The 17,047-nt window shown below is 66.4% G+C and carries 16 protein-coding genes; 7 read left to right on the forward strand and 9 right to left on the reverse strand.

Annotated elements, in window-relative coordinates:
* Together cyoB and cyoA are read right to left on the reverse strand one after the other, a co-directional pair.
* Nucleotides 1–2,004: a cytochrome o ubiquinol oxidase subunit I gene (gene cyoB / locus AB3347_RS10135; RefSeq protein WP_369091668.1), complete on the reverse strand. Its 2,004-nt coding sequence runs from the start codon at nucleotides 2,002–2,004 to the stop codon at nucleotides 1–3.
* Nucleotides 2,005–2,006: 2 nt separating this feature from the next.
* Complete coding sequence (gene cyoA, locus AB3347_RS10140) at nucleotides 2,007–3,044, reverse strand: ubiquinol oxidase subunit II (protein ID WP_369091669.1); 1,038 nt, start codon at nucleotides 3,042–3,044, stop codon at nucleotides 2,007–2,009.
* 186 nt (nucleotides 3,045–3,230) lie between these two features.
* Here cyoA and AB3347_RS10145 point away from each other — a divergent pair, with 186 nt between their 5' ends.
* The gene (locus AB3347_RS10145; RefSeq protein ID WP_369091670.1) at nucleotides 3,231–4,574 is read left to right on the forward strand and encodes an MFS transporter; all 1,344 of its coding nucleotides are present in this window, start codon (nucleotides 3,231–3,233) and stop codon (nucleotides 4,572–4,574) included.
* A 187-nt stretch (nucleotides 4,575–4,761) separates the two neighbouring features.
* On the opposite strand, the gene AB3347_RS10150 is transcribed toward AB3347_RS10145, so the two are convergent.
* Nucleotides 4,762–5,358: a TetR/AcrR family transcriptional regulator gene (locus AB3347_RS10150; protein ID WP_369091671.1), complete on the reverse strand. Its 597-nt coding sequence runs from the start codon at nucleotides 5,356–5,358 to the stop codon at nucleotides 4,762–4,764.
* Between the two features lie 125 nt (nucleotides 5,359–5,483).
* Here AB3347_RS10150 and AB3347_RS10155 point away from each other — a divergent pair, with 125 nt between their 5' ends.
* Nucleotides 5,484–6,020 carry a dienelactone hydrolase family protein gene (locus AB3347_RS10155; protein WP_369091672.1) on the forward strand — a complete coding sequence of 179 codons (537 nt, stop codon included), beginning with the start codon at nucleotides 5,484–5,486 and terminating at the stop codon, nucleotides 6,018–6,020.
* Between the two features lie 2 nt (nucleotides 6,021–6,022).
* Here AB3347_RS10155 and AB3347_RS10160 read toward each other — a convergent pair whose 3' ends face one another.
* Nucleotides 6,023–6,946: a ZIP family metal transporter gene (locus AB3347_RS10160; RefSeq protein ID WP_369091673.1), complete on the reverse strand. Its 924-nt coding sequence runs from the start codon at nucleotides 6,944–6,946 to the stop codon at nucleotides 6,023–6,025.
* 66 nt (nucleotides 6,947–7,012) lie between these two features.
* Complete coding sequence (locus AB3347_RS10165) at nucleotides 7,013–8,035, reverse strand: manganese catalase family protein (RefSeq protein ID WP_369091674.1); 1,023 nt, start codon at nucleotides 8,033–8,035, stop codon at nucleotides 7,013–7,015.
* Nucleotides 8,036–8,384: 349 nt separating this feature from the next.
* On the opposite strand from AB3347_RS10165, the gene AB3347_RS10170 reads away from it, so the two are divergent.
* A complete protein-coding gene (locus AB3347_RS10170; protein ID WP_369091675.1) occupies nucleotides 8,385–8,981 on the forward strand; it encodes a hemerythrin domain-containing protein in 597 nt (198 codons plus the stop codon).
* Nucleotides 8,982–9,098: 117 nt separating this feature from the next.
* Here AB3347_RS10170 and AB3347_RS10175 read toward each other — a convergent pair whose 3' ends face one another.
* From AB3347_RS10175 to AB3347_RS10190, 4 genes are all read right to left on the reverse strand, one after another.
* Nucleotides 9,099–9,863 carry an LrgB family protein gene (locus AB3347_RS10175; protein WP_369091676.1) on the reverse strand — a complete coding sequence of 255 codons (765 nt, stop codon included), beginning with the start codon at nucleotides 9,861–9,863 and terminating at the stop codon, nucleotides 9,099–9,101.
* Nucleotides 9,856–10,203: a CidA/LrgA family protein gene (locus tag AB3347_RS10180; RefSeq protein ID WP_369091677.1), complete on the reverse strand. Its 348-nt coding sequence runs from the start codon at nucleotides 10,201–10,203 to the stop codon at nucleotides 9,856–9,858. The genes AB3347_RS10175 and AB3347_RS10180 overlap by 8 nt, the downstream gene beginning before the upstream one ends.
* Nucleotides 10,204–10,318: 115 nt before the next feature.
* Nucleotides 10,319–11,407: a 4-hydroxyphenylpyruvate dioxygenase gene (gene hppD, locus AB3347_RS10185; RefSeq protein WP_369091678.1), complete on the reverse strand. Its 1,089-nt coding sequence runs from the start codon at nucleotides 11,405–11,407 to the stop codon at nucleotides 10,319–10,321.
* Nucleotides 11,408–11,480: 73 nt separating this feature from the next.
* Nucleotides 11,481–12,386, reverse strand: coding sequence for a LysR family transcriptional regulator (locus tag AB3347_RS10190; protein WP_369091679.1), 906 nt, complete (start codon nucleotides 12,384–12,386; stop codon nucleotides 11,481–11,483).
* Between the two features lie 161 nt (nucleotides 12,387–12,547).
* On the opposite strand from AB3347_RS10190, the gene hmgA reads away from it, so the two are divergent.
* The 4 genes from hmgA to AB3347_RS10210 all read left to right on the forward strand — a co-directional run bounded on the left by hmgA (nucleotide 12,548) and on the right by AB3347_RS10210 (nucleotide 16,993).
* The gene (gene hmgA, locus AB3347_RS10195) at nucleotides 12,548–13,852 is read left to right on the forward strand and encodes a homogentisate 1,2-dioxygenase (RefSeq protein ID WP_369091680.1); all 1,305 of its coding nucleotides are present in this window, start codon (nucleotides 12,548–12,550) and stop codon (nucleotides 13,850–13,852) included.
* Between the two features lie 146 nt (nucleotides 13,853–13,998).
* Nucleotides 13,999–15,327: a hemolysin family protein gene (locus tag AB3347_RS10200; protein WP_369091681.1), complete on the forward strand. Its 1,329-nt coding sequence runs from the start codon at nucleotides 13,999–14,001 to the stop codon at nucleotides 15,325–15,327.
* 83 nt (nucleotides 15,328–15,410) lie between these two features.
* Nucleotides 15,411–16,217, forward strand: a complete 807-nt coding sequence (locus tag AB3347_RS10205; protein ID WP_369091682.1) for a redoxin family protein — start codon at nucleotides 15,411–15,413, stop codon at nucleotides 16,215–16,217.
* A 74-nt stretch (nucleotides 16,218–16,291) separates the two neighbouring features.
* A complete protein-coding gene (locus AB3347_RS10210; RefSeq protein ID WP_369091683.1) occupies nucleotides 16,292–16,993 on the forward strand; it encodes an MBL fold metallo-hydrolase in 702 nt (233 codons plus the stop codon).
* Nucleotides 16,994–17,047: the final 54 nt, after the last annotated feature.

The raw sequence follows: 17,047 nt of genomic DNA on the forward strand, positions 1-17,047 counted from the left end.
TCAGACGTAGCTCTTCAGCAGACGGGTATGCGCTTCTTCGGTGCGGGCCACTTCTTCCGCCGGGATGTAGAAATCGCGCTTGTAGTTAAACGTGTGGACGATGATCGCGGCCATCATGGCGACGAAGCCCAGGCCAACCAGCAGCCACATGTGCCAGATGATGCCGAAGCCCACCACGGCCGACAGTGCCGAGATACCGAAGCCGGCCCAGGTGTTCTTGGGCATGTGGATCGCCACGAAGTCCTTCAGCGGACGCTGGTAACCGTTCTTCTTCATGTCGGCGAAGGTGTCGTTGTCGTGCACCACCGGGGTGAAGGCGAAGTTATAGTCAGGCGGCGGCGACGAGGTCGCCCACTCCAGCGTACGGCCGTCCCACGGGTCGCCGGTGACGTCGCGCAGCTTGGCGCGGTCTTTCCAGGTGAAGAAGATCTGCAGCACCAGGGCGGCGATACCGCCGGCGATCATCAGGGTGCCGACCAGCGAGATCTGGAACAGCCATTGCACCGAATGATCTTCGAAGTGGCTCATGCGGCGGGTATAGCCCATGAAGCCCAGGATGTACGGCGGGGTGAAGGCGACCCAGAAGCCGATCGACCACAGCCAGAACGAAACCTTGCCCCAGAACTGGTTCAGCTTCACGCCGAACATCTTCGGCGCCCAGTAGTTGAAGCCGGCGAACAGGCCGAACACCACGCCGCCGATGATAACGTTGTGGAAGTGCGCGATCAGGAACAGCGAGTTGTGCAGCACGAAGTCGGCCGCCGGGATGGCCAGCATCACGCCGGTCATGCCGCCGATGACGAAGGTCAGCATGAAGGACACGGTCCACATCATCGGCAGTTCGAAGCGGATCCGGCCGCGGTACATGGTGAACAGCCAGTTGAAGATCTTCGCCCCGGTCGGGATCGAGATGATCATCGTGGTGATGCCGAAGAACGAGTTGACGCTCGCGCCGCTGCCCATGGTGAAGAAGTGGTGCAGCCAGACCAGGTAGGACAGGACCATGATGACGCAGGTCGCGTACACCATCGAGGTGTAGCCGAACAGGCGCTTGCCGCAGAAGGTCGAGACGACTTCCGAGAAGATGCCGAAGGCCGGCAGGATCAGGATGTACACCTCCGGGTGGCCCCAGATCCAGATCAGGTTCACGTACATCATCGCGTTGCCGCCACGGTCGTTGGTGAAGAACGCGGTGTCGAACAGGCGGTCCATGCCCAGCATGGCCAGCACGGCGGTCAGGATCGGGAAGGTGATCACGATCAGGATGTTGGTGCACAGCGAGGTCCAGACGAAGACAGGCATCTTCATCAGGCCCATGCCCGGCGCGCGCATCTTGACGATGGTGACGATCAGGTTGACGCCGGACAGCAAGGTGCCGACGCCCGCGATCTGCAGCGACCAGATGTAGTAGTCGACGCCGACGCCCGGACTTGCCAGGATGCCCGACAGCGGCGGATAGGCAAGCCAGCCGGTACGTGCGAATTCACCCACGAACAGCGAGGCCATGACCAGCACGGCGCCCATCGTGGTCATCCAGAACGAGAAGTTGTTCAGGAACGGGAAGGCCACGTCGCGTGCGCCGATCTGCAGCGGCACGACGTAGTTCATCAGGCCCGTCACGAACGGCATCGCCACGAAGAAGATCATGATCACGCCGTGAGCGGTGAAGATCTGGTCGTAGTGGTCCGGCGGCAGGAAGCCATGGTTGGAGCCGAAGGCGAACGCCTGTTGCGCACGCATCATGAGGGCGTCGGCGAAGCCGCGCAGGAACATGATCAGGCCGAGGATCATGTACATGATGCCGATTTTCTTGTGGTCGATACTGGTGAACCAGTTGTTCCACAAGTTGCCCCACTGGCGGAAGTAGGTGATCAAGGCCATCAGGGCCAGGCCACCCACGATCACGCCGGCGAAGGTCGCTAGCAGGATCGGCTCGTGGAACGGAATCGCGTCCCAGCTGAGCCGACCGAAGATAAGCTTCGTCAAGTCGAGAGAGTCTTGCATGATTACTTCTTCACAGGAATGTTATTGGTTGCGCCAGCCGCAGCCTGCGCTTCCGGGGTCTCGCACACCTCCGCGTTGGCCACCTGCGCCACGTTCGCGCCCTTCGGCAGCTGGCGGATCGCGGCGGCGACCTGGTTGCGCTTGTGGTCGTCGGCCATCTGCTGGTTCATGCAGACGGCGCCTTCGGCCACGCAACGGTTCAGGACACGGTTGAACAGGGCCGGCTCGACCTGGCCGTAGTAGCGCACCGGTTCACGCACGGACGGCTTTTCCAGGCTCAGGTAGTCGGCGCGGTTCAGCACGCCCGGATTGGTCTTCATCTTCTGGACCCAGGCATCGAATTCGCCGGTGCTCACGCCCTTGTAGGCGAAATGCATGTGCGAGAAGCCTTCGCCGCTGAAGTTGGCGGACAGGCCCTTGTAGTCGCCCGGCTTGTTCAGCACGGCGTTCAGGGTCGTCTCCATGCCCGGCATCGCGTAGATCATGCCGGCCAGCGTCGGGATGTAGAAAGTGTTCATCACGGTCGACGACGTGATCTTGAAGCGGATCGGTACGTCCACCGGGGTGACCAGTTCGTTCACCGACGCGATGCCCTGCTCCGGATAGATGAACAGCCACTTCCAGTCGAGGGCCACGACCTGCACCTCGAGCGGCTTGGTCGAGGCCGGGATCGGGCGCTGCGCATCGATGCGGTCGAGCGGGCGGTAAGGATCCAGCTTGTGGGTCGAGACCCAGGTGATCAGGCCAAGCACGATGATGATCAGGAGCGGCGCGCCCCAGATCACGAGCTCGAGCTTGGTCGAGTGGTCCCAATCGGGTTCGTACTTCGCGTTGGCGTTCTTGCGATAGCGCCACGCGAACAGGACCGTCAGGATCATCACCGGGACGATGATGATCAACATGAGCAGGACCGAGATGGTGATCAGGTCTGCCTGCTGTTTTGCAATATCGCCGGTGGGATTCATCACGACCGTATTGCAGCCGGAAAGCAGCGCAAGCGGGAGTAATGGGAGTCCGCGGCGGACAATTTTAGGAATCATGCTAGGTATCTAACGTTACATGGGAATAAGAACATGCTACTGTAACGCCAACGGCCTACGGCAACCATTGGACACTTTGTCCCACCCTTGCTATATTGAAACTGCGGCAATGCTGCAATAACAATGAAAACAGGGTGATACGTTCGGGCTGTCGCAGGCCGGGCTGACCCCCAAGGAGACGAAGATATGCAAAGCACGACGACGTACGGCGGCGCAGGTGCCGCTCCCATCACCCACCCGACCAGCGGGGCTCGCAACATCAACGCCCGGGACGGCGAAATCCACCCGGGAGAAATAGCCGTCGGCGTGGTCATTGGCCGCGCTTCGGAATATTTCGAATTCTTCGTCTACGCAATCGCTTCGGTACTGGTGTTCCCTGCGGTCTTTTTCCCGTGGGCCGACCGGCTTGAAGCGACACTATACTCATTTACGATCTTTTCGTTCGCATTCATCGCGCGCCCGCTCGGCACGGTGATCTTCATGTGGATACAAACCCGGTTCAGCCGCGAATTCAAGCTCACCATCGCGCTGCTCCTGATGGGCACCTGCACGGTCGTGATTTCCTTCCTGCCCACCTATGGGCGGATCGGCATGGCCTCGATCATCATCCTGTCGCTGATGCGCATCGGCCAGGGCATTGCCCAGGGCGGTTCCTGGGACGGCCTGCCCTCGCTGCTGGCCCTGAGTGCGCCCGAGAACAAGCGCGGCTGGTATGCCATGCTGGGCCAGCTCGCGGCGCCGCTCGGCTTCCTGATCGCGGCCGGCCTGTTCGCCTTCCTGATGAACAACCTAAGCCAGGATGATTTCCTGGTGTGGGGCTGGCGCTATCCGTTCTTCTGCGCCTTCACCATCAACGTCGTGGCCCTGTTCGCCCGCCTGCGCCTGGTCTCGACCAGCGAGTACTCGCGCCTGCTGGACGCCCATGAACTCGATCCGGCCCCGGTCGGCGAGCTGGTGAAATCGCAGGGCAGCAACATCGCCATCGGCGCCCTCGCCGCCCTGGCCAGCTACGCCCTGTTCCACCTGGTGACCGTGTTCCCGCTGTCCTGGATCCAGCTCTACGATACCCGTCCGGTGGGCGAATTCCTGGGCATCCAGATGTGGGGCGCCGGCCTGGCCGCGCTGGGCATCCTGGCCTCGGGCCTGATCGCCGACAAAGTCGGCCGCCGCACCACCCTGGGCACCCTGGCGGTGCTGATCGGCCTGTTCTCGCTAGCGGTGCCGAGCCTGATGGATGGCGGCGAAACCGGCCAGAACACCTTCATCCTGGTCGGCTTCACCCTGCTGGGGCTGTCGTACGGCCAGGCCGCCGGCGCCGTGACCGCCAACTTCAAGCAGCAGTACCGCTACACCGGCGCGGCCCTGACCTCGGACCTGGCCTGGCTGGTGGGCGCAGCCTTTGCTCCGCTGGTCGCACTCGGCCTGTCGGCGCACTTCGGCCTTGGCTACGTCAGCCTCTACCTGCTGTCGGGCGCGGTCGGCTCGCTGGCGGCGCTGAGCCTGAACCGGGCGCTGGAGATCCGCGACTGATCCATCCAGGCAGTGCGCGGCCCGCCGCGCCTCGACAACACCCCGCAGCGCCCAGCGCCCGGGGTGTTTTTTTGCCCGGCCGGCCGTCAATTCCGAATGATGCCATATGATCGTCATCATATGATCCTCATCATATGATGACGATCATATGCTCAGGCGGACCGCCCGGAAATGCACGAGCCATTTATCAGGTAGCGCGCGGCGCGGCGAACAAGGAGACCAGGGTTTGCCGGGCGGCGGCCAGCGCCGCCCGGCCTAACGCATTGTCGCCATGGATGCGCGCCATCTGCAGGTTACCCACCAGCGCGCCGGCGATCACTCCAGCCCAGGCCGGATCGGCGCCCTCGGGCAGGCTGGAGGCAACCCGGCGCACCAGGCGGTCGACGCGCTGGGCCGAGGCGGCGCGCACCGCTTCTTCCTGGCGCGGCATCTCGCCGGCGAGTGCGCCGACCACGCAACCCGCCTCGAGGTCGACCAGGTGTTCGTCTGACAGGTACAGCTCGATCAAGGCCTGCAGCGCATTGCCGGTATCGCGGGTGCGCTCGGCGATCCGCTGGTCCAGCACCGCACTGCTGATCGCGCCGGCATGCTCGATGGCCTCGACCAGCAGCGCGTCGCGCGACGCAAAGTGGGCGTAGAAGCCGCCGTGCGTCAACCCCGCCTCCTTCATCACCTCGGCCACCCCGACGCCGGCATAGCCATGGCGCCGCACGGCGCGACTGGCGACCTCGACGATCCGGTGATGGGATTGCTCGCGCTTGCTGGACTTGGCCGAGGTGCTCATGCTGACTCCAAGAAATATGATGACAGTCATATTACGTCCATCATATTTTTACTGTCAAGCTCGCCTTGCTCGCTGAATCTTCCTGGGTCTCCGGAGTCCAAGAGACATTGATTCAAGGAGTAGTCATGACACGCAGGGACCTGGTGAAGATCGATGCCGGCGCAGCGGTCCTGGAGGGCATGCTCGAATTGCCCGCGAGCCCGCTCGGCGTGGTGCTGTTCGCCCACGGCAGCGGCAGCAGCCGGCACAGTCCGCGCAACAATGCGGTGGCGGCGCGCCTGCGCGAGGCCGGCATCGCCACCCTCTTGCTCGACCTGCTCGGCCCGGACGAAGACCGTAGCGCGGCACGACGCTTCGACATCGGCCTGCTCACCGACAGGCTGGCCATGGCCGCCTCCTGGCTGGGCACCGGACCGCTGACCGCGCCCCTGGCCCTCGGCCTGTTCGGCGCCAGCACCGGTGCCGCGGCCGCGCTGCAGCTGGTAGCGCGCGACGGCTCCGGCATTGCCGCGCTGGTCTCGCGCGGCGTCCGCCCCGACCTGGCCGGGCTCGATGCACTGGCGGCAGTGGTGGCGCCCACCCTCCTGATCGTGGGCGGCGACGATGGCGTCGTCGTCGACCTGAACCGCCAGGCCCGCCTCCTCCCCGCCCGCTACGGCTGATGCTAGGCCAGTGCGGTATCGAGCACCGTCATCAGGATGAAGCCGAACACCAGGGCGATGCTGGCGAAGGTGCCGTTGCCGTTCTGGCGCGACTCCGGTATGACGTCGTTGGCGATCACGAACAGCATCGCCCCGCCGGCCGCGGCCAGCGCGAACGGCAGCAGGCCCGCCGCGATCCCGATCAGGGCGACGCCGAAGGCCGCTGCCACCGGCTCGATCAGGCCGGATGCGATGCCCAGCCCGACCGCGGTCAGGCGGCCATAGCCGACCGTGCGCAGCGCCAGCGCCACCACCAGGCCTTCCGGCACGTCCTGGATCGAGATCCCGGTGGCCAGCGCATTCGCCTTGTCGATGTCGATGCCGGCGTACCCAACCCCGATCGCCATCCCTTCGGGCAGGTTGTGCAGGGCCACCGCCCACACGAACAGCCAGGCGCGCCGCAGCGAAATGCCGGCGTCGCCCTCGGCCAGGATCTGTTCGGACCGGACCGCGCGGCCCAGCAGCAGGATGGCGCCCGCCCCCGCCATGATGCCCGCGCCGGCCATCAGGCTGGCTTCCCAGTTGCCCGAGCCGGCCGCCTGGGCCGCGGCAATCGCCGGGATCACGAGCGAAAAAGCGGTGGCGCCGAGCATCACGCCGGCGCCGAATCCGAGGAAGCAGTCGTAGGTACGCTTAGAAAAATTCTGTGCGAACAGGACCGGCAAGGTGCCCAGCGCGGTCGCGGCCGCGGCGGTGGCGCCGCCCAGCAGCGCGCGATGCATCTTGGGATCCGCGTTCATGACCTGCTCGGCCAGGCTGCCCAGCAGGAGGATGCAGCCGACACTGCAGATGAGGATGCCGACCACGTGGCGGAAAGTCAGCGCGCGCAGCAGGGCCCGGACCGCGAGCAGCCGGTTGACATGCGTTTTGTCGGAATGTGTGTCCATGCAATGCCCGAATGGATGCCGCATGGACGCGCCCGGCCGGAGCCGGCCGCGTCCATAGCGGCGTGCTTATTTCTTCATTGCCTTCATGCCCTTGGCAGTGCCCTTGTCCCGCGGCTTGCTCATGCCGGTGTCGTCGAGCTGCCCGCCTTTCGAGCCCAGTTCGGCGCTACCCATGGCGCTGCCGGTTTGCCCGGCCATGGTGCCGCCGCCGGCCGACTGCATGCTCATCCCGAGTTCGGCGCCGGTGCGCGGCGAGGACATCGGGTCGGACATGGTGCGCATCGCCATCTGCTTGAGCACGTCGATGTCGCCGCTCGGCAGCGCCACCTCGGCCTCGCCCGACCCGCCGTCCACCGCCATCTGCTTCTCGCGGTCGGTGACGAAGTCCCAGTCGGCGCCCTGGTTCCAGGGGCCGCGCATCTCGCCCGGACCTTGCGACATATTGTAGTAGACGCTGGCGAAGCGCGGATCGGCTGGCGTTTTGCCCGGAGGGAAGTTCGGCTCGATGGCGTACAGCGCCTTCTCGAAAGACTTCTGGTGCGCCACTTCGCGCGTCATGAGGAAGCCGAGCGCCTCTTTCACGCCCGGGTCGTCGGTCAGCGCGATCAGGCGCTCGTAGACGATCTTGGCGCGCGCCTCGGCGGCAATGTTGGAGCGCAGGTCGGCGGTCGGCTCGGTGATCGAATCGATATACGCCGCGGTCCAGGGCACGCCGGCCGAATTGACCAGTGGGGTGCCGCCGCCGTACAGGACCTGGGTGATGTGGCTGTCGTTGCCCGGGCCGGTGATGGCCTTGAACATGTCGGCTTCGCTATCGACGGCCTCGGCCAGGCGGCCCTTGGCGCCCTTGTTCAGCATCGCGACGATGTGTCCGATCACCTCGAGGTGGCTCAGCTCCTCGGTCGCGATGTCGAACAGCATGTCCTTGCGGCCCGGATCGTCTTCCGATACGGCCTGGGTGAAGTAGCGCATCGCTGCGGCCAGCTCGCCCTGCGGGCCGCCGAACTGTTCCAGCATGAGGTTGGCAAGGGCCGGGTTCGGCTCGCTGACACGGACCGTATATTGCAGGCGTTTGTTATGTGCAAACATGAACGTCCTCCGATGATGAGTGATGGCGCGCCGCGGCGGCGCCGCCCAGTGCTGCCGACCACGGCCGGCAACGCGTATATCCCATGTTGGCAGCGCGGCCCGGCAGTGGGGATCAGGTGTTCGCGCATAAGCTTGTAGGACTAGGGCGACACACATGAACTTGATGGAAATGTTGGAATTGATAAATAAGAGTATTTTTTGCGCCTCTTTGTCGGGCCGACACAGCTTGCGGGCCTGGACGCGCCCCGGCCTGCGGCCGGTACCGACAAGGGCGCGGCGCGTACTCCTACAGTAAAGACGAGCGGCGCCGCACTACCATATTGAATAGATGACCACAAAGGGGGTAACGATGTTTAACCTGAATAAGCTGAGCCCGACGATTACCAACATGATCCGCTTCGACCACTCGCACGTGATGGTGACCTTCCACCAGTACGAGAAGGACAAGCCGCCGCGCGTCAAGAAGGCGCTGGCCGACACCATCTGCGACGCGCTCGAGATCCACGCCACGCTCGAGGAAGAAATCTTCTATCCGGTGATGCGCGAGCGCGATGCGGGCGAGCCCTTCATGCACAAGGCCGAGCCGGAGCACATGGAAATGCGCCGCCTGATCGCCGAGCTGCGCCGCACCAGCGGTTCCGACCCGCGCCACGACAAGCTGGTGATGGAACTGATGCGCGACGTGATGCACCACGTGGCGGACGAGGAAACCACCCTGCTGCCGCACGCAGAATCCAAGCTGAGCCGTGAAATGCTGTCGGAACTGGGCGCCCGGATGACGCGCCGGCGCATGGAACTGGTGGGTCCGAAAGTCGGCAAGCTGGCCAAGGAACACGCCGTCGGCTTCGGCGGCAGCGGCGCTGCCCTGGTGGTCGGCCTGGCCAGTGCACTGTTCGCCGTCAAGGCCTTCGGTCCGAAGAAGACCTGGAAGTCGAATCCGGCCTGAGTCCGGTTCGGATCCGGCCGGCCGCAGCCCTGCGGCCGGCGTCCTGCCGCCCTTAGCGGCGAAACAAGGGGTGGGCGGGATCGAGCGTCCCGCGACCGTCCCCGCGGGAATGCCTTTTCAGCGGAGCCAGCCCATCACGACCGGCACCAGCCAGGGCGCGAGCAGCGCCGTGAGCGCGCCGTTCAGGCCCATCGCCAGCCCGGCGAAGGCGCCCATTTCCGCGCCCGACTGGAAGGCGCGTGCGGTGCCGATCCCGTGCGCGGCCAGGCCGAGGGCAAAGCCGCGCGCCGCCGGCGAGGCGATGCGCAGGCGGTCGAACAGCCAGGGGCCGACCACGGCGCCGAAGATGCCGGTGCCGATCACCAGGGCGGCGGTCAGGGCCGGAATCCCGCCCAGGCGCTCCGACACCGCCATGGCGATCGGCGAGGTCGCCGATTTCGGACCCAGGGTGGCGGCCAGTTCCGGCGAGGCGCCCAGCAGCAGCGCGACGCCGACGCTGGAGACGATCGCCGTCACCGAGCCGAGCACCAGGGCGAAGGCCAGCGGCACGAAGGCGCGGCGCAGGCGCGGCAACTGGCGCACCAGCGGCAGCGCCAGCGCCACCGTGGCGGGGCCGAGCAGGAAATGGACGAACTGGGCGCCGGCAAAGTAACGCTGGTAGGACATGCCCGAAACCCACAGCAGCAGTGCGACCAGGGCGATCGCGATCGCCACCGGATTGGCCAGCGGCGCGCCCTTGAACAGGCGCGTGATGCGCTGGGCCAGCAGGTAGGCGCACAGGGTCATCGTCAGGCCCAGCAGCGGCGAGGCGGACAGGTAGACCCAGAACTGGCCGAAGCTGCCGAGTTGGCCGAGGTGGCCGATTTGACTGAAATCAGGCATCGCCGTCCTTCCTGCCCAGGCCGCGCAGCAGCAGCCCCGTCACGGCCAGCGCCAGCACGGTGCTGGCGACCAGCGCGGCCAGGATCGCCAGCCAGTGGCCGCTGCCGCTGGCGGCGGTGGCAACGATGCCGACCCCGGCCGGCACGAACAGCAGCGACAAATGCGACAGGAGGGTGTTGGCGGCCTCCTCGACCAGCTGCTGCAGGCGCGGCCAGGCCAGCAAGGCGGCCATCAGGAGCAGCATGCCGGCAACCGGGCCGGGAATGGGGAGCTTGAGCAGGAAGACGATGCCTTCGCCGAGGCATTGGAACAGCAGCAGGATGGTGAAGGCGGCGAGCATGAGGCGCTTGAGGGTAAAGCGCTCAGGATAGCAAAACGGCGGGCGGCATGCAGATAAGCTGGGTCCCGGCCTGCGCCGGGATCCAGTGCGAGGTCTGACGCGATCAGGCGCCGGCTTACGCCTCCGCGGTCACCCCGGCAATCGCCCCGCGGCGCAGCTGGTCGCGCTCGATCGACTCGAACAGGGCCTTGAAGTTGCCTTCGCCGAAGCCGTCGTCGCCCTTGCGCTGGATGAATTCGAAGAACACCGGTCCCAGCTGGGTTTCCGAGAAGATCTGCAGCAGCAGGCGCGGGCGGCCATCGACCACGGCGCCGTCCAGCAGCAGGCCGCGCTTCTTCAGCTCGTCGACGTTCTCGCCGTGGCCGGGCACGCGCTCGTCCAGCATCTCGTAATAGGTCGCGGGCGGCGCCGTCATCAAGGGCACGCCGGCGGCACGCAGGGCGTCCACGGTCTTGATCAGGTCGTCGGTCAGCAGCGCGATGTGCTGGATGCCTTCGCCGTTGAACTGCATCAGGAATTCCTCGATCTGGCCGCCGCCCTGCTTGCCTTCTTCGTTCAGCGGAATGCGGATCATGCCGTCCGGGGCCGTCAAGGCCTTCGAGGTCAGGCCGGTGTACTCGCCCTTGATGTCGAAGTAGCGGATCTCGCGGAAGTTGAACAGCTTCTCGTAGAAATTGGCCCAGAAGCTCATGCGGCCGCGGTAGACGTTGTGGGTCAGGTGGTCGATGATCGACAGGCCGTGGCCGGCAGGGTGGCGCGCCACGCCCTCGATGAATTCGAAGTCGATGTCATAGATCGACTTGCCGTCTTCGAAGCGGTCGATCAGGTACAGCGGCGCGCCGCCGATGCCCTTGATGGCCGGCAGGCGCAGTTCCATCGGGCCGGTCGGGATCTCGACCGCCTGCGCGCCCAGTTCCAGCGCGCGTGCATAGGCCTTGTGCGCATCTTTCACGCGGAAGGCCATGCCGCAGGCCGACGGGCCGTGCTCGGCGGCGAAATAGGCGGCGTAGCTCTTCGGCTCGTTGTTGATGATGAAGTTGATGCCGCCCTGGCGGTACAGGCTCACCTGCTTGGAGCGGTGCACCGCCACCTTGGTGAAGCCGAGCGCTTCGAACACCGGCTCCAGCACGCCCGGCGTCGGCGACGCGAACTCGACGAACTCGAAGCCCATCAGGCCCATGGGATTCTCAAACAGGTCTGCCATTTTTCACTTCCTTCCAGATCTCGTTGGTCAGCGACCGTCTCCACGGTCGTTCAATCTCGGCTTATTCTGCAAACTATTCCGCAAATACTTCCGCCAGCAGCCCGCGCAGCCACTGGTTGCCCGGATCCTGGTTGTAGCGCCGGTGCCAGAACACGTTGGTCTGCAGCGCCGGCAGTTCCAACGGCGGCACGATCCATTCCAGGCCGAAGGGCAGCGCCGCCCGCTCGGCCAGTTTCTGCGGCACCGTCACCACCAGGTCGGAGCTCGCCACCATGTACGGCACCGCCGTGAAGTGCGGCACCCGGAAGCGCACCGAAGGCCCGACGCCGGCACGCGCCAGCAGCGCGTTGATGCGGTCGTACGGGCTTTCGCTCGCATCGACCAGCAGGTGCTCGGCCTTCACGAAGCGCTCCAGGCTGGGCTCGCCCTTGGCCAGCGGGTGCCCCTTGCGCATCATCGTCACGTAGGGCTGGCGGAACAACTGGCGCTGGTACAGCGCTTCCGAGATGTCCTCGAAGGGCCCCACCGCCAGGTCGACCCGCCCGCCTTCCATCTCCTCTTTCAGGGCCAGCGCGCCGGCGCGCACCGAGCTGATCTCGACCAGCGGCGCCAGCACCCGGCAGCGCTCGATCAGCGCCGGCATGAAATAAATCTCGCCCACGTCCGTCATCGCCAGCACGAAGCGCCTGCTGCTGGTGGCCGGGTCGAAGCGGCTGCGCTGGTTCAGCGCCAGCGCCACCTGGGCCATCGCCACGCCGATCGGCTCGGCCATCTGCGTCGCCAGCGGCGTCGGCTGCATGCCGGCGGCGGTGCGCACGAACAGCTCGTCGCCGAAGGCGCGGCGCAAACGCGCCAGCGCGTTGCTCACCGCCGACTGGCTCAGGCCCAGCCGCTTGGCGGCCGAGGAAATCTGGCGTTCCCGGTAGACTTCCTGGAACACCGACAGCAAATTCAGGTCGATGGCGTGCGGTTCGATCATGGGCGTTCTGCCTGGGCCGCATTGTGGGCGCGGCGTCCGCACACGGCCAGTAATATTTAGATGGTGAATAGTCTACATTTTTCTATTCATCTCGTAAAACATGATGTTTTCTTCTACAGTGGCGGCGATTCCATTCGCATCCGACCACCCAGGAGAATCCCATGAGCCAGAACCCCGGCAGCAGCGCCTACATGAGCGGCTTCGGCAACGAGTTCGCCACCGAAGCCCTGCCCGGCGCCCTGCCCGTGCACCGCAATTCGCCGCAGCGCGTGGCCTACGGCCTGTATGCCGAGCAGATTTCCGGCACCGCCTTCACCGCGCCGCGCAGCCACAACCGCCGCTCCTGGCTGTACCGCATCCGTCCGGCCGCGGTGCACGGCAGCTTCACCCGGCTCGACGCCGGCCGCATCGTGTCGCGCTTCGATACCCCGGCCCCGCCCGACCAGCTGCGCTGGAGTCCGCTGCCGATCCCCGACGCGCCGACCGATTTCATCGACGGCTGGGTGACCATGGCCGGCAACGGCTCGCCGGATGCGATGAACGGCTGCGCGATCCACCTGTACGCCGCCAACAAGGACATGGACGGCCGCTACTTCTACAATGCGGACGGCGAACTGCTGCTGGTGCCGCAACAGGGCCGGCTGGCGATCGCCACCGAAATGGGCCTGATCGAGCTCGAACCGCAGGAAATCGCGGTGATTCCGCGCGGCGTGCGCTTCCAGGTCAGCCTGCCGGACGGCGCGGCGCGCGGCTACATCTGCGAGAACTACGGCGCCCTGCTGCGCCTGCCCGACATGGGCCCGATCGGCTCCAACGGCCTGGCCAATCCGCGCGACTTCCTCACTCCCGCCGCGCGCTATGAGGACCTGGAAGGCAAGTTCGAACTGGTGACCAAGTTCTGCGGCGGGATGTGGCGCGCCGACATCGGGCATTCGCCGCTCGACGTGGTGGCCTGGCACGGCAACTACGCCCCCTGCAAATACGACCTGCGCCACTTCAATACCATCGGCTCGATCAGCTACGACCATCCGGACCCGTCGATCTTCCTGGTGCTGCAGGCGCCCAGCGACACCCCGGGCGTGGATACCCTGGACTTCGTGATCTTCCCGCCGCGCTGGCTGGTGGGCGAAGACACCTTCCGCCCGCCCTGGTTCCACCGCAACGTGGCCAGCGAATTCATGGGCCTGATCCATGGCGCCTACGACGCCAAGGCCGAAGGCTTCGTGCCGGGCGGCGCCAGCCTGCACAACTGCATGAGCGGACACGGCCCGGACGCCGCCACCTTCGACAAGGCCAGCAGCGCCGACACCGCCCAGCCGCACAAGGTGGCCGACACCATGGCTTTCATGTTCGAAACCCGCAACGTGCTGGTCCCGACCGCGCAGGCACTGGCCTCGCCCCGGCTGCAGGCCGACTACCAGCAGTGCTGGGCCGGGATCGGCAAGCATTTCCGCCCGGCGCCCTGAGCGCCCGGCTGTCCCGGGCCGGGGCTGAACATGCCAAGTTGACAATTCGTGTGGCGCAAACTCATCCCGGCATGCGATGATGGCGCGTGCGCTATTCCAGGCGCGCCCGGTCGCGGCCCGGTTCGTCCGACGGAGGCCCCGCGCCAGTGTTGACCGACATATTGATCATCTCCTTCCTCATCCTGATGAACGGAGTGTTCGCCATGAGCGAGTTGGCACTGGTCTCGGCCAAGCGCATGCGCCTGGAGCGGCGTGCGGAAGAAGGCAGCCGCGGGGCGCGCGCCGCGCTCCGGCTGGCCGACGACCCCAGCCACTTCCTGTCGACCGTGCAGGTCGGGATCACCCTGATCGGCATTTTCAATGGTGCGTTCGGCGAAGCCTCGCTGGTCAGCCAGCTCACGCCCGAACTCGAAAACCGGGCGATCATCGGGCCGTATGCGCGCGAGGTCGCGCTCGGCGTGGTCGTCATCTCGATCACCATCGCCTCGATCATCTTCGGCGAGCTGGTGCCCAAGCGCATCGCCATGGCCTTCCCGGAAGCGGTGGCCACCCTGATCTCGCAGCCGCTGCGGCTGCTGTCGGTGATCATGGCGCCCTTCGTCAAGCTCCTCTCGCTGGCCACCAACGCGATCGTGCGCGTGATCGGCATCCGCGCGGCCAAGGAAGAAGCGCCCACCGAGGAAGACATCGCCGGCATGATCAAGGAAGGCGCCGACACCGGCGTCTTCGAGAAGACCGAATACGACATCGTGCAGCGCGCGCTGCGGCTGGACGACCAGCACCTCAAGTCGCTCATGACGCCGCGCGTCGACCTGGTCATCCTCGACCTCGAGGAAGACCGCGCCCGCAACCTGGAGACCATCGCGGCCAATCCCTACAGCCGCTATCCGGTGTGCCGCGGCGACCGCTCGCACATCCTGGGCTACGTGATGGCGCGCGACCTGTTCGCCCAGGCCGTGCGGATCGGCTCCGTCGAGGCCATCGACCTCGACAGCGCGGTGCAGGAACTGCTGTACGTCCCCGAGACCGTGAGCGCCATGGCCCTGCTCGAGATGTTCAAGAAGAACCGCGCCGAACTGGCCCTGATCGTCGACGAGTATGGCGACATCCAGGGCCTGGTCACGCTGAGCGACGTGATGAGCGCGCTGGTGGGCGACGTCACCGTGGCCGGCGAGGAGCACGACGCCGACGCCGTGCAGCGCGCCGACGGCAGCTGGCTGCTGGACGGCGGCGTCTCGCTCGACCGCTTCCGCGACCTGCTCGAGAGCGTCCTCGACTTCCCCGGCGAGGACGAAGGCGCCTACCACACGCTGGCCGGCTTCCTGCTGTACCAGCTGGGCTTCATTCCCAAGCCCTCCGACACCGTCGAATGGGAAGGCTTCCGCTTCGAAGTCATGGACATGGACGGCAACCGCATCGACCGCATCCTGGTCTCGCGCTACCAGCCGGTCGAGCCGGAACCCGAGCGCGACTGAGGGGCCGCACGGAAGCGCCGCATTAATCTTCTGTTAACTCTGTTGAGGTATCGTCGCCCCATCTCAACAAGGGGAAACGCGCGATGGATGTCGTCTCACTCGGTCCACTGATCCTGCCCACCCGGGTGCTGCTGGTGCTCGGCGCCGTGCTGGCCGCCAGCATGCTGGCCGACTGGTTCCGGCGCCGGCGCGGCGCCGACGCCAGTAAGGTGCTGTGGAAGATGATCCTGGCCGGCTTCGTGGCCGCGCGCGCGGTATTCGTGCTGCGCCACCACGACCTGTTCTCCCAACGTCCCTGGAGCGCCCTCGACTTCCGCGACGGCGGCTTCGACGCCGGCGCCGGCCTGCTGGTGGCCTGCGTGATCGGCGCCGAGCTGACCCGCCGCCACGCCGCCCTGCGCCGCCCGCTGCTGGCCGCCAGCCTGGCCGGCATCGCCATCTGGCTGGGCGGCACCCTGGCGCTGCAGGTCTTCGCCCCGCCCCAGGCGCCCCTGCCCGACCTCCAGGTACGTCAGCTGGACGGCCGCGAGGTGCCGCTGCGCGCCTTCCAGGGCAAGCCGCTGGTGGTCAACCTGTGGGCCACCTGGTGCCCGCCCTGCCGGCGCGAGATGCCGGCCCTGGCGGCGGTACAGGCCAGCCGGCCCGACCTGGGCTTCGTGTTCGTGAACCAGGGCGAGTCGGCGGCGCAGGTCGCGTCCTTCCTGGCGTCCCAGGGCCTGCGCATGGACAACGTGGTGCTCGACGCGGCCGGGCAGCTGGGCGCGCGCACGGGTTCGCCTGGCTTCCCGACCACGCTGTTCTACGATGCCCGCGGGGTGCTGCGCTCGCGCCACGTGGGCGAGCTGTCGGAAGCGACGCTGCGCGAAAAGCTGGCGGCGCTGGCGCCCTGAGGGTGGCCGCGCTTGCCCGTGCTTCCACCCGCGCCCAAGCTGTGGTACAACATGCGCCGCACACAGGAGAGCCCATGCAAGTCAACCCGATCCAGCTGTTCGACGCCGAATCCTCGACCTACACCTACATCCTGTCCGCGCCGGACAGCCGCGACGCCGTGATCATCGATCCGGTCGATCGCCACTGGCAGCGCGACCTGGCCCACATCGAACGCCTCGGATTGACCCTCACCCACGTGCTGGAAACCCACGCCCACGCCGACCACGTCACCTCGGCCGGCAAGCTGCGCGCCCTCACCGGCGCGCGCGCCTGCGTGCCCAGCGGCTGCGGCATCCCGCCAGCCGAAGTGCAGCTGCAGGACGGCGACGTGATCGCCTTCGGCCTGCGCGAGCACATCGCCGTCATCCACACCCCCGGCCACACCGCCGGCAGCATGTGCTACCTGTGGCGCGGCAACCTGTTCAGCGGCGACACCCTGCTGGTGGACGGCTGCGGCCGCACCGACTTCCAGGGCGGCTCTGCCTCCGCACTGTACGACAGCGTCACCCGCAAGCTGTTCGCGCTGGACGAGGCCACCCGGGTCTGGCCGGGCCACGACTACAAGGGCCAGTCGGTTTCCACCATCGGCTGGGAAAAGCGCCACAACGCGCGCTTGGCCGGCCGCTCGCGCGCCGACTTCGTGGCCCTGATGGCGGCCCTCGACCTGCCGCGACCCAAGCTGATGGACATCGCCGTACCGGCCAACCGCAAGCTCGGTCTGGCGCATGGCGTGTGAGCGCCGGCGGCCCGGGTGCGATTAGTGTCCGGCGTCGAATCGCCCGCATGACGC

This window comes from Massilia sp. X63 (assembly GCF_041023745.1).
In the GTDB taxonomy this organism is placed as follows: Bacteria; Pseudomonadota; Gammaproteobacteria; order Burkholderiales; family Burkholderiaceae_D; genus Telluria.

What these genes read in the sequence shown, in the direction of transcription:
- cyoB (WP_369091668.1), bottom strand. Translation starts at nt 2,004, where the DNA reads ATGCAAGACTCTCTCGACTTGACGAAGCTTATCTTCGGTCGGCTCAGC.
- cyoA (WP_369091669.1), bottom strand. Translation starts at nt 3,044, where the DNA reads ATGATTCCTAAAATTGTCCGCCGCGGACTCCCATTACTCCCGCTTGCG.
- AB3347_RS10145 (WP_369091670.1), top strand. Translation starts at nt 3,231, where the DNA reads ATGCAAAGCACGACGACGTACGGCGGCGCAGGTGCCGCTCCCATCACC.
- AB3347_RS10150 (WP_369091671.1), bottom strand. Translation starts at nt 5,358, where the DNA reads ATGAGCACCTCGGCCAAGTCCAGCAAGCGCGAGCAATCCCATCACCGG.
- AB3347_RS10155 (WP_369091672.1), top strand. Translation starts at nt 5,484, where the DNA reads ATGACACGCAGGGACCTGGTGAAGATCGATGCCGGCGCAGCGGTCCTG.
- AB3347_RS10160 (WP_369091673.1), bottom strand. Translation starts at nt 6,946, where the DNA reads ATGGACACACATTCCGACAAAACGCATGTCAACCGGCTGCTCGCGGTC.
- AB3347_RS10165 (WP_369091674.1), bottom strand. Translation starts at nt 8,035, where the DNA reads ATGTTTGCACATAACAAACGCCTGCAATATACGGTCCGTGTCAGCGAG.
- AB3347_RS10170 (WP_369091675.1), top strand. Translation starts at nt 8,385, where the DNA reads ATGTTTAACCTGAATAAGCTGAGCCCGACGATTACCAACATGATCCGC.
- AB3347_RS10175 (WP_369091676.1), bottom strand. Translation starts at nt 9,863, where the DNA reads ATGCCTGATTTCAGTCAAATCGGCCACCTCGGCCAACTCGGCAGCTTC.
- AB3347_RS10180 (WP_369091677.1), bottom strand. Translation starts at nt 10,203, where the DNA reads ATGCTCGCCGCCTTCACCATCCTGCTGCTGTTCCAATGCCTCGGCGAA.
- hppD (WP_369091678.1), bottom strand. Translation starts at nt 11,407, where the DNA reads ATGGCAGACCTGTTTGAGAATCCCATGGGCCTGATGGGCTTCGAGTTC.
- AB3347_RS10190 (WP_369091679.1), bottom strand. Translation starts at nt 12,386, where the DNA reads ATGATCGAACCGCACGCCATCGACCTGAATTTGCTGTCGGTGTTCCAG.
- hmgA (WP_369091680.1), top strand. Translation starts at nt 12,548, where the DNA reads ATGAGCCAGAACCCCGGCAGCAGCGCCTACATGAGCGGCTTCGGCAAC.
- AB3347_RS10205 (WP_369091682.1), top strand. Translation starts at nt 15,411, where the DNA reads ATGGATGTCGTCTCACTCGGTCCACTGATCCTGCCCACCCGGGTGCTG.
- AB3347_RS10210 (WP_369091683.1), top strand. Translation starts at nt 16,292, where the DNA reads ATGCAAGTCAACCCGATCCAGCTGTTCGACGCCGAATCCTCGACCTAC.